We start from the raw sequence: 10,343 nt of genomic DNA on the forward strand, positions 1-10,343 counted from the left end.
GCTCGGTTTGTTTGATCAGGCCCGTTGAATGCTGCCGCCTTGGCTGCGGACCTTCATCGCCGCAAGGCTGCGGTTCGCCGACCAGCGCGCCCCGGCATAGGCCCCGGCCGCCGCGGCCGCCGCATTGGCGACGAGCGTTCGCGTCACCAGCCGACTCGCGAGCGAAGCGCCGCCGCCGGCGAGCCCGCCAGCGATCGACGGTAGTTGCAGGGCGATGTGGCCGGAGAGGCCGAGCAGGGCGCTGATGGCGACCGCGCCGACCAGCATCTCGCCGACCGTCGTGGCGTTATTCGAGAATTTGTCGATGAAGCCGCTGACGGCCGAGAGCATCAGTCCGACGAGGGCGATGACGAGCACCAGCAAGATCAGGAAATTCGCGAGCTGGCGCAGCCAGCTTTCCGCGAATGGGCGCGTGGCGTCGAAGAGAGCGAGCGCAATAAAGAGCGGGCCGAGCGCGATAACGATCGCGAGACCGATCTTGGCGTAGAGCAGGACGGCGAATTGCAAAAACGAGCCGATCGCAACGAAGACCAGGAGAATGGCGGCGATCAGAGCCGGCGCGATATTGGTCAAGCCAGCCTGGTCGTAAATTTTGTTGGCGATGTCGATGCCCTTCGAGAGCAACTGATCGAACGGCGCGCCGGAATTGACGTTGAGCCCGGAGCCCGCAATGGCGTTGCCGATTTCCTTGGGGAGAGAGTCGAAGAAGAGGCCGGTGACATATTGCTGGAAAGCCGAAGAGTTGGTCGCGAGCAAGACGACAACGACGACGCGCATCGCTCGCCACGCGAAATCGAGGATCGGCTCGGCGATCGCGCCGCGCATCACGGCAAAGCCATAGAGGATCACATAGAGCATGACCGCGACGCGCAAGGGGCCGTTGACGTAAGCGGCGAGATTAGAAGCCGACGTCGAGACGAAATTCGTGATCGGCTGTTCGAACTCGTGCAGGAAACTGTCGAAGACGTTCACGGCCATGCGGGCGAATCCTATTTCAAAGCGTCTTTCATCTCTTGCACGATGATCTTGTCGCGCGCGGCGCTGGCATTGACGCAGTCGGGCGTCTTGCCGAGCGCGCCGGGATTATCGCGGCAGGCCTTGAGCGTCGCCTGCAGCTCGTCGCGATGTTCGATGAACCACGAAACCGGCTTTGCCGGCGGCGGCGATTGTTGTCCGGACATGGCAGGCGAGGGCGCCTCTTCGGCGCGTTTATTGCCTTCGCCGCAGCCCGCGAGTCCGGCGCCGATGAGCATTGCGAGGAGAAGGAGAGCCGATCGCTTCATTTCAGCGCCGCCTTCATTTCGTCGACGATTTGTCGCTGTTTTTCCCGCTCGCGCTGCGCATCCATGTCGCCACGCGCCTGTTGGATCATGGCGAGGCCCTGCATGCGTAGCACGTCGTTTTGCAGCAGCGCTTGTTCGGCCTGGAGGCGCGCCGAGAGGTCGAGCACTTCTTTCGCGCCGCTGGCCGAACTGATGCGCCTGCGCAGCTCTTCGAGAGCGTCGATCCTTTGCGAGGCTGTGTCATAAACAGCTTGGCCGAGCGAATGCTTGGCGCCGGTCTCGCGAGCAATGCGGTCGAGCTCGCTTTGGTAGTAGGAATTGGCGCCATTGCCGGCGTAGGCCCGGTTTTGTGAGAGATATGAGTCGATCGCGCTCGCGAAACTGCCGCTCCCTTGTCCCGCAACGAGCTTCTCGATCTCCGAGAATTGTTGCGGCAGAACTTTGCGAAACTGCGGGGTGTTGAGCAGCGCCCCGATGTCGTTGGCGTTCGTGAGCTTGTTGACGCTGTCATAGAGCCGCTTGGCTTCGCTCAACTGATCGCGCGCGACCTGGAGCTGCGAGGTCAGCGTATCGACCTGTTTCTTCATTTCGATGAGCTGGTCGAACTGGCGTGCGAACACGCTCGGGTCGAACACGACCTGGGCGGCGGCGGGCGAGGCAGAGAGCAGGGCGGCGATCGCGATCGCGCCGACTCGTTGATGGGTAAACTTCATTGGGGTTTCTTTCGCTCAGCATGAAAGATCGGTAGCCAGCGAGCCGGGTCATCGCCGGCCTCCCCGCGGATGCGATCGAGGAGTTCGACGGTTTCGGTGCGGCCGGAGAGCACGGCGAGCTCATCATCGAAGCCGATCAAATCGAGCTTCGCCACCACGGAATTGTGTCCCTGCTTGACGAGGAAGCGCCGACTCTCGGGGGCGAGCTCCTCTCTGACCAGGCGAAACTCGGCGTCGGTGAGATGGAAGCCGTCGACATAGTCGGCTCTCGTTCCGCGCGAATTCGGGAGAAAGATTTGCGTCGGGCATTGCTCGACGATGGTGTGGGCGATGGGCGAAGCAAGGGCGTCGCGCGGCGACTGGGTGCCGAACACCATTACGCCGTTCTGCTTGCGGATCGTTTTCAGCTTGTTGTTGGCGAGATCGCGAAAGGCGTCGTCGCCGAGCGCTTTCCAGAACTCGTCGATGTCGATGATGAGACGGCGGCCGTCGATGAGCTTCTCGACGCGATGGAAGAGATACATCATTAGCGGCGTGCGCACGGTCGGATGATCGAGAAGCTCGGTCATGTCGAAGCCAATGACACGGGAATTGAGGCCGATCTCGTCCTCATCGCCGTCGAGCGCCCAGCCGAGAGCGCCACCCTGCTGCCAGCGCTCCAACCTCGCGCCGACGCCTTCCGGATCCTGCTGGCCCAGAAACGCCCGCAAGGCGCCGAGCGAGCGCTCCTGCGGCCGAAGCCGGGTGAGCGCCCGCAACCCTGAATCGATCCGCTCTTCTTCGGCGACCGTCAGCGGCCGGTTATCGGGCGTAACCAGCTTGCGGATCAGCTGGCCGAGGAATGAGAGATTGGCCGGCGTCAGCTCCAAGGCCTTGAGCGGCGCGCAGCCCGTCGGAACGCCGTTGCGCAGCGTCAGATACGTTCCGCCGGCGGCGCGCACGAAAATCTCGGCGCCACGGTCCTTGTCGAAGAAGACGTAAGAAGCCCCCAGCCGCTCGGCCTGCGACAGCAAAAAATTCTGCACCACCGTTTTGCCCGACCCCGAGGGGCCGCAGATGAAAGTGTTGCCGAGGTCGCCGTGATGGAAGGAAAAATAGTAGGGCGAGCCGGAGGCGGTCTCGAGCATGGCGACCGCCGGTCCCCAATGGTTTCCGTCGGGCTTGCCGGTCGGATAGGTGTGAAAAGGGGAGAACGCCGCGAAATTGCGTGAGGTGATGGCGCCGGACCGGGCGCGGTATTTGAAGAGCCCTGGCAGCTGCGCCCTGTAGGCCGCCTCTAATCCTAAATCTTCGCGCGCTGCGACCGCGCCGGCGTCGGCGAGCGCCCTCCGCGTCAAGCTCATGAACTCTGCAAGCTGCCTCGGCGTCTCGGCGTAGATGAGCGCCGAAAGATGGTGATCGCCGAGCGCGAAGCGGTTCGATCCGAGATCGTCGAGAGCGTCGCTCAACTCCTCGATTTGCGAGGCCGCAGGATCGCGCGCAGAAACCAGCTGGTTCTGCTTGCGCGTCAACACCGTCTTGGCGTCGGCTTTCGACAGGAAGGCGAAAGATTGCGTCAGGACGAGCTCGAACGGCAAGGAGAGGAGCCCGTTCAACAGTCCGGGCCTGGTCGAAGCCGGATATTCCTTGATCCCGAACATGCCGGCGAAGAGCGAATCGCCGCTGCGGCGGATTTCGAGGGCTTCGCGCCCGAAAATGACCCGGTTCGTATAAATCGCCGGCCCGATCGGCCCCTGCGGCAAGGGCGTTGGCAGCCATTCGCCGGAGGCGAGCGCGTGCAGGAACTCCATCGGCTCGGAAAAGATGAGCGCCTTACGCTCGATGAGCCCCAATGGACGGGCGCCATAGCGCTCGAGCGCCGCCACGATGTCGCGTGCGGCGTCACCGAGCCGCTTCAAGGCCTCAGTGTCGACTTCCGCTGCGATGCGGTCCGCGCGGCCGAGCCGTTTGAAAAAGTCGGCGGCGGCTTCGGTCGTAGCGCGTCCTGGATGCCAGACAAGCGTGAGGTAAAGATCGTTGCGAAAGAGCCGTTCGCCGTGCAGCCTTTCGCGATAACGGGCGTCGAGCGTTGCCGCGAAGCTCGAACGGAATTGCCCTTCGGGGTAATCCATCGAGCGTCGGCGCACGAGATGCGTCCACAGCGCCAACCGCTCGTCGGCGAGATTGCGCAGCGTCAGATTGAGCTTAGCGTGGAGGTCGTTGAGATCGGCGGTCGCGGCGGTCTCGAAAGAAACGCCGTCGAGGCGGATAACCGTGATCAATGCGCGCGTCGAGAGGCTGATAACCGTCTGGTTCACGTGCCGCACAAACGGCAGATAGACGTCCGGTTCGAGCTCGCGCGTTTTAATCGCCGCCTTACGCATGGGCAAAGTCTTTCGCTCGATAGGGCTTCACGAGCCGCAGCGGCGTGCAGGATGAGCCGCCCCAGAACGAAGCATTGCGCATCCGCCCACGCGTCTCGAGCCACGCGAGAAGAATGCGGAACATGTTGGGATCATACCGGCAGATGATCCGATTGACGCCGTGGATGGGGAGCGCGACCAGGCCGTAAAGGATGCTCCCGGCGGCGAGGAAAAGGATGCAGGAGAAAATCATATTGAAGGCCATAGCCTCCATGGTGACCCCTGCGATCATCGCCGGGCGCGTGCAGGCGAGAAACAACATGTCCTCGGCCAGTCGGTGCGGCTCCATCATCAGCGACCGCCAGTCAGCGTCGACACCACTTCTGAGGCGCCGAAAACAATGGCGACGCCGAGCACAACGTAAGCAGCTTTGCGCAAATCGAGATGACCGAACATCCAGGCGACGCCGACGATGATCACGGCAAGAGTCGCCAAGAGACGCGCGACATTGCCGGTTAGCAGGGTGACGATGTTCTGCAGCACGCCCTCAATGTTTGCCGACTGCGCCAACGCCGGCTCGACGAAGCCGATGCTGATGATGAGGCCCATGCAGAGAAGTGCGGAGGATTTGCGAAGAGAAAACATCAGAGACTCCCGATAGACTCGCGACGGATGGGCTCGCGTGTCGTTAGACCGAACGAAACGAGAGAGCTCATTCAGTGCTCATAGACAAAAAGCGAAGCGCCGCGGCCGGAGCGATATACGTCGAGGGTTGGACGCTGCTCGTTGGGCGACATGCCCGCCGAGGAACGTTCCGCTGCGGATCCGCCTAAGGGCGGGACCGCCTGTGGACGCGCCGCAATCTGGGGCGCCGCTAGCGATTCCTTTTTGACGAGGCTCGCGACGACGGACGCCGCGGCCAATTCTGGATCGCTCACCCTTGTGCGCGCTGCCTCGAGTCGCGCTTGGTACAGTGCGCGCAGGCCGGCGACATGCTTGCAAGCGTCGAAGCTTGCTGAGATCGTCAGCCCAGCTTGTTTCCTTTCTTCGGGACCAAGTTGAGCGAGACCGATTCGCACGTTTTGTCCGGCGACGGTCGCTTCGCTTGCCAGTTGAACGCCTTCCTCGACGCTGGTCGCCTGAACGGTAATCGGCTTTCTTCCATCGATCGTGATCAAGAGCGGCTCGAAGGCGCTCGTTTGGCGCACGATCGCCGTCAGCTGCGGGATAGCCGCTCCCGGCGCGCAACTTTCAAGGAGAGTAACGAAAGCGGCAGGATCCATGTCAGGGAGTCCTCTTCAAAACGTCAGTCGAGATTGGCGAGCCTTTGGCCTCTTCAACTCAGGCGACGAGTCGCCATTTCGCGACTGCGCGATCTTTGAGGGCGGGCATCGCATGCGTTCGCCTGTGAGCGTGAAGATCGACAAGAGACGCGGGCGCGAGCTGTTTCATTTCCGAATCGTCTCCAGCTGCGGGACTTGAGGCTCGCGAGCAATGCAGCAGGAGGTCTCGGTATGGAACCTGCCACTTTAGACAGGGCGGCTGTGGGTAAAATTTGGGGTTCTGCCCAAAAGTCGCCCCATCAGGACAATAGACGCCAAGCATCTATCTCGCTCGTCTCTCGATGGCGAAAAAATCTAACATTTGTATGCGGTTGGGCGCCGGATGAAAAAGGCTGAAACGGCATTCCATGAATTCATCGACGCCGTGTACATTGCAAACACGAGGGAGGAATTCCAACGCGTCGGAGAGCGCGCTGCGCATGCGCTGGGCTTTCGATGGTTCGCATATTATGAAGGAGGCGACGGCGACCCCACTGTCGTCACTTCCTATCCGAAGAGCTGGGTGGATCGCTATTGCGAGGAGCGATATCAAAATATCGATCCTGTTCTTCGTCAGGCGCGTACTCTTGGCCCCGTATTTGTGTGGGATGCGAGCGACGCGGCAACGACGCGATCAATGACAGAACGTCGTTTTATCGATGAAGCGCTGAGCTTCAACATCAGAATGGGAGTGACCGTCCCTATTGCTGCAGGCTACGGCCGTTTCGGCGCCTTCACATTTGCGGCCGATGATCGCAGTCCCGCGATCGATCGCCTCACGGAGAACTCGAAAGATCTGCTGCAGATAATGGGGTTTGCCTACCATGCTCACGTAAAAGCCAGAATGTCGGATCAAGTGGGTCTCGATGAGGATAATGCCGTGCTGACATTCAGAGAACGGCAATGCCTCGGATGGGCGTCGTTGGGAAAGACAATGCAAGAAATGGCCACGATTTTGCGCGTTACGCCGCGCGTGGTGAAGTTTCATCTCGACAACGGCCGGCGAAAGCTCGGCGCATCGACGCTGCCTCACGCCGTAGCCCTCGCTCTTCGTCGGGAATTGCTGCCGTAGCACGATAACCTTTTGGGAATTGCATAGGCGACCGATCACCCTCGACAGTTGTGATAATGTTTCTCTGACAGGCTTAAGGAATCAATTATCACTCGTGTGGGTCGGAAGCGGTGGAGATGCTGCCTCGCTGCAGGCGCTCGGCGAAAACCTGCCGACCAAGAACGCATTTTGCGATTCATCGTTCGCGAAGCAATTCTCGATCAGAAGCGGGCGCATGGTCAGGTATGGCTGAAGGTTGTCTGGCAGACCGTCGCAACCAGTGAGCATTGCTTACAGAGGCAAGTTCACACTTGCCGCGACTACTTTGATATCGACGTGCTGCGCCGGCGGAGCTCAACGCCGCCAACAAGGTGGACAAGGCGATCGCGGAACTCTGAATCGAGAGGGTTTTGTCGGGGCGCGCGGCTGTACAGCCGACGCGAGCCCGCCGGAGCGGCCTGATGGCAGCTACTCCATCCAGGGCGCCGCGGCCACGCTCGGCGTGATGCTGCAAACGATTCTCAATTACCTCGCTCGTGGACTGTTAACCCATCGGCTCACAAAGGGCGAGCCTTAGCAAATCACCTCTCAGTCGAGCAATTCAATAGGCTTCGCACCCATCTCCAGCGCAAGGCGTTCGAGAAAGGAGGCATCATGAAAACGTCTGCTCGCCGAAGACGCAGGCCCATTTGGCGGAGCGGAGATTGGTCGTGATGATGACGCTGGTGCGTTCGTAGACCCGGTCGCATTGTTGTGCCCGTGTCACGAAGATGCGAAGGTTTTATCGCGATACCGACATCGCTTGAAGGCTTTGGAGCCGCAGAAGCAGACTCGAGGCCAGAGTTCGCGGTGGCGCGTTCTGCACCGTTTTTGGCAGAACTGGCGCCATGCGGCGCACGGCGTTGCAACGCACGATCGTGTCACGCCAATCCTCATCCCTGATTTGCGGAGGCTGCGATGGTCAAAGCGTCAGAACAACACGCCAGAAGCCAGTGGATCAATGTTGACGCCCTCTATGCGGCGGGCGTCTTGGTTTGGATCGCCGTCGTTTGGGCGTGCGCCTATTACGTCGTAAGCGACGCGATCGCCGATGAATCGGCGGGTGTGGGCGGCAACAGCTTTCTCCTCGCCGCCAGTCTCGCGACGGCGGGATTGATTACGGCTTTTTCCCTCAGAGAGTTTTTTGCCGCCTACAAGCGCTTGGGTGGCAAAGAGGCGCGCAACCAGCGGGAGTAAGGCGATGACCAAGGTCGGATTATTTGTGACGCTCGAGGCGCAACCCGGAAAAGAAATGCAGCTCGCGCAGTTTCTCATCGGCGGTTTAGAACTGGTTGAGGCCGAGCCCGACACGACCGCATGGTTTGCGGTTCGCACCGGGCCTTCGACCTTCGCTATCTTTGATGTTTTTCCCGACGAAAAGGGACGCACGGCGCATCTTTCCGGCGAAGTCGCGAAAGCGCTGATGGCCAAAGCGCCGAAACTTCTTGCCAAGCCGCCCTCGATCCAGAAGATAGACGTTCTTGCCGATAAACTCCCGGCCGCCCCTGAACTCGTCAGCGGGTGACGGCCGCTGAGGGCGGGCCGCTTAGGGCTGCAACGGGCTCAACCATGGAAGTTATCGTCCTCGGTTACGACGGTTGCCTTGGCGCCGGTTTGATCGGCGCCGTGGACATGCTGAAGCTCGCGTGGCTCACGATTTCCAAGGACCAAAATCGCGAGCCGATCAGCGTCTCTACGGCGAGTTTCGATGGACAGCCGATCCAGGACAGCAGCGGCCGCCGGCTAAAAGTGGATGGGAGCGTTACCGCCGATCCTGCGAGCGCCGTGATTGTTCCGGGCTACCTGAGTGACGACGGCGACCGTTTTCTCGGCGCAGCGTCGATCGCCGCTGCCGCCGCCTGGTTGCGACGCCAACATGCGCTTGGCGCATTGGTATGCGGCTCGTGCAGCGGGGTATTCTTGCTCGGCGAAGCCGGCCTCCTCGATGGCCGGCGCTGCACGACCACCTGGTGGCGACACGACGAGTTGAGGGACCGTTACCCACGCGCCGACGCCCAATGGGGCGCTCCGCTGCTCGAGGATAGCCGCGTCGTCACGGCTGGCGGCCCTCTGTCGTGGATAGATCTTTGTCTTCACGTGATACGAGCGCTGTACGGCGCCTCCGCCGCCAAAATCGCCGCCGACTTCACGGTCGTCGACACTGTTCCCTCAACCCAATCGACCTATGTTCCACCCGCTCATCTGGCCGCGTCAGACCCGTTTCTACTCAAGGCTGAACACATTATTCGGCAGGCCGGCGACGCGCCGTTGACGGTGTTGGGCCTCGCGCGCGGACTCGGCACTTCGGTTCGAACATTGCACCGCCATCTCGAGCGCGCGTCAGGAGAGACGCCGAAGCGCTTCATCGAACGCGTTCGCTTTGAAGCCGCGAGAACCCTACTCGAAACGACGACGCACTCGGTCAAGCGCTTGGCGGCGAGCGCTGGCTATGCTGACGAGGCGAGTTTTCGGCGCGCGTTTTCTCGATACTCAGGGATGACGCCTGGCGCCTACCGTAGATGGGCCCAAGCGCGCAAAAACAATTTCCGCGTCACGTAAGCCCTCGGAGCGTAACGTCACTGCAAAACGCGGCACCGTTGCCCGCGTTGCACTCGTGTCGTTGCCTCATGCGGACAGCGTTGTCGCTGTCCGATATTGCCCGACTAATGTCTCATCCGGCGCGCTGCGACGCGCCGCTTCGCGCGCAATCCTGAAGACCACCGAAAGATCGTCGTTGTTTTTCGGTTGAACTGAAGGAGAGAAAAATGAGCGAAGCTACGCAATCGGCGGTAGGCGCAATCGGGCGCGCCGAACCAATCGTGGATTTGAGAGGGATGTGGATCGGCCTGGCCGTTCTGAACGGGTTCTATCTGGTCGTTCGCATATACGAGCAGATTTACGGCTGGCGGGCTGGCCTCGATTCATTCGCGCCGGAGTTCCAGACCTATTGGATGAGCATTCTGTGGACGGAAATTCCGCTGGAGCTCATCTCGGGCATCGGCCTCGCCGGCTGGCTCTGGAAGACGCGCGTGCGTGACATGTCGACCGTGACCCCGCGTCAGGAGATGAAGGCCATCGCCGACAATGCAGCCTGGCTCGTCGTCTATGCGGCGGCGATCTATTGGGGCGCGTCGTTCTTCACCGAGCAGGACGGCACCTGGCACATGACGGTGATACGCGACACGGACTTCACGCCGTCGCATATCATCGAATTCTACATGAGCTATCCGATCTACTCGATTCTGGCGATTGGCTGCTTCTTCCACGCCAAGACACGGATCCCCTACTTCGCGAAGGGCTATTCGGTCGCCTATCTGATCGTTTCGATCGGACCCTTCATGATCATTCCGAACGTCGGCCTGAATGAATGGGGCCATACCTTCTGGTTCATGGAAGAGCTGTTCGTCGCCCCGCTGCATTGGGGCTTCGTGTTCTTCGGCTGGATGGCGCTTGGCGTGTTCGGAGTGGTGATCCAGCTCCTGCTGAACATCCATCGCGTCATCGGCAAGGAAGGCGTTGAATTGCTGACGGGCGCGTAAAACTTGTAGCTCTTCGCGCTGCGCCATGTTCGGACCTCCTAACGAGCGACGGCG

General features: G+C 60.9%; 12 protein-coding genes. 5 read left to right on the forward strand and 7 right to left on the reverse strand.

The window, feature by feature from the left end:
- Positions 1-15: 15 nt before the first annotated feature.
- The 7 genes from AC0X69_RS22675 to AC0X69_RS22705 form a co-directional block, all read right to left on the reverse strand.
- Positions 16-978 carry a TrbL/VirB6 family protein gene (locus AC0X69_RS22675; protein WP_482613947.1) on the reverse strand — a complete coding sequence of 321 codons (963 nt, stop codon included), beginning with the start codon at positions 976-978 and terminating at the stop codon, positions 16-18.
- Between the two features lie 11 nt (positions 979-989).
- Positions 990-1,283 (reverse strand): EexN family lipoprotein, encoded by a 294-nt coding sequence (locus tag AC0X69_RS22680; RefSeq protein WP_482613948.1) that lies wholly within the window; start codon positions 1,281-1,283, stop codon positions 990-992.
- On the reverse strand, positions 1,280-1,996 hold the full coding sequence (locus AC0X69_RS22685; protein ID WP_482613950.1) for a TrbJ/VirB5 family protein: 717 nt from the start codon (positions 1,994-1,996) through the stop codon (positions 1,280-1,282). Before AC0X69_RS22685 ends, AC0X69_RS22680 begins: the two co-directional genes overlap by 4 nt.
- A complete protein-coding gene (locus AC0X69_RS22690) occupies positions 1,993-4,359 on the reverse strand; it encodes a VirB4 family type IV secretion/conjugal transfer ATPase (RefSeq protein ID WP_482613952.1) in 2,367 nt (788 codons plus the stop codon). Before AC0X69_RS22690 ends, AC0X69_RS22685 begins: the two co-directional genes overlap by 4 nt.
- On the reverse strand, positions 4,352-4,690 hold the full coding sequence (locus AC0X69_RS22695; protein WP_482613954.1) for a VirB3 family type IV secretion system protein: 339 nt from the start codon (positions 4,688-4,690) through the stop codon (positions 4,352-4,354). The genes AC0X69_RS22690 and AC0X69_RS22695 overlap by 8 nt, the downstream gene beginning before the upstream one ends.
- Complete coding sequence (locus AC0X69_RS22700; RefSeq protein WP_482613956.1) at positions 4,690-4,983, reverse strand: TrbC/VirB2 family protein; 294 nt, start codon at positions 4,981-4,983, stop codon at positions 4,690-4,692. The genes AC0X69_RS22695 and AC0X69_RS22700 overlap by 1 nt, the downstream gene beginning before the upstream one ends.
- Positions 4,984-5,054: 71 nt before the next feature.
- A complete protein-coding gene (locus tag AC0X69_RS22705; protein WP_482613958.1) occupies positions 5,055-5,621 on the reverse strand; it encodes a lysozyme family protein in 567 nt (188 codons plus the stop codon).
- A 382-nt stretch (positions 5,622-6,003) separates the two neighbouring features.
- Between AC0X69_RS22705 and AC0X69_RS22710 the strand changes: the two genes are divergently transcribed.
- The 5 genes from AC0X69_RS22710 (at position 6,004) to amoC (ending at position 10,289) form a co-directional block, all read left to right on the forward strand.
- Positions 6,004-6,732, forward strand: a complete 729-nt coding sequence (locus AC0X69_RS22710) for a helix-turn-helix transcriptional regulator (protein ID WP_482613960.1) — start codon at positions 6,004-6,006, stop codon at positions 6,730-6,732.
- A 936-nt stretch (positions 6,733-7,668) separates the two neighbouring features.
- On the forward strand, positions 7,669-7,947 hold the full coding sequence (locus AC0X69_RS22715; protein ID WP_482613962.1) for a hypothetical protein: 279 nt from the start codon (positions 7,669-7,671) through the stop codon (positions 7,945-7,947).
- A 4-nt stretch (positions 7,948-7,951) separates the two neighbouring features.
- Entirely contained in the window at positions 7,952-8,275 is a 324-nt protein-coding gene (locus AC0X69_RS22720; RefSeq protein ID WP_482613964.1) for a putative quinol monooxygenase, read from the forward strand.
- Between the two features lie 44 nt (positions 8,276-8,319).
- Positions 8,320-9,309 carry a GlxA family transcriptional regulator gene (locus AC0X69_RS22725; RefSeq protein WP_482613965.1) on the forward strand — a complete coding sequence of 330 codons (990 nt, stop codon included), beginning with the start codon at positions 8,320-8,322 and terminating at the stop codon, positions 9,307-9,309.
- 206 nt (positions 9,310-9,515) lie between these two features.
- Positions 9,516-10,289, forward strand: coding sequence for a bacterial ammonia monooxygenase, subunit AmoC (gene amoC, locus AC0X69_RS22730; RefSeq protein WP_482613966.1), 774 nt, complete (start codon positions 9,516-9,518; stop codon positions 10,287-10,289).
- Positions 10,290-10,343 lie beyond the last annotated feature (54 nt).

Source organism: Methylocystis sp. Uni0008, assembly GCF_056838045.1.

Bases quoted from the DNA above. Each gene is read 5' to 3' on its own strand.
- AC0X69_RS22700 (WP_482613956.1), bottom strand. From the start codon at position 4,983: ATGTTTTCTCTTCGCAAATCCTCCGCACTTCTCTGCATGGGCCTCATC.
- amoC (WP_482613966.1), top strand. From the start codon at position 9,516: ATGAGCGAAGCTACGCAATCGGCGGTAGGCGCAATCGGGCGCGCCGAA.
- AC0X69_RS22680 (WP_482613948.1), bottom strand. From the start codon at position 1,283: ATGAAGCGATCGGCTCTCCTTCTCCTCGCAATGCTCATCGGCGCCGGA.
- AC0X69_RS22715 (WP_482613962.1), top strand. From the start codon at position 7,669: ATGGTCAAAGCGTCAGAACAACACGCCAGAAGCCAGTGGATCAATGTT.
- AC0X69_RS22720 (WP_482613964.1), top strand. From the start codon at position 7,952: ATGACCAAGGTCGGATTATTTGTGACGCTCGAGGCGCAACCCGGAAAA.
- AC0X69_RS22705 (WP_482613958.1), bottom strand. From the start codon at position 5,621: ATGGATCCTGCCGCTTTCGTTACTCTCCTTGAAAGTTGCGCGCCGGGA.
- AC0X69_RS22685 (WP_482613950.1), bottom strand. From the start codon at position 1,996: ATGAAGTTTACCCATCAACGAGTCGGCGCGATCGCGATCGCCGCCCTG.
- AC0X69_RS22710 (WP_482613960.1), top strand. From the start codon at position 6,004: ATGAAAAAGGCTGAAACGGCATTCCATGAATTCATCGACGCCGTGTAC.
- AC0X69_RS22690 (WP_482613952.1), bottom strand. From the start codon at position 4,359: ATGCGTAAGGCGGCGATTAAAACGCGCGAGCTCGAACCGGACGTCTAT.
- AC0X69_RS22675 (WP_482613947.1), bottom strand. From the start codon at position 978: ATGGCCGTGAACGTCTTCGACAGTTTCCTGCACGAGTTCGAACAGCCG.
- AC0X69_RS22725 (WP_482613965.1), top strand. From the start codon at position 8,320: ATGGAAGTTATCGTCCTCGGTTACGACGGTTGCCTTGGCGCCGGTTTG.
- AC0X69_RS22695 (WP_482613954.1), bottom strand. From the start codon at position 4,690: ATGATGGAGCCGCACCGACTGGCCGAGGACATGTTGTTTCTCGCCTGC.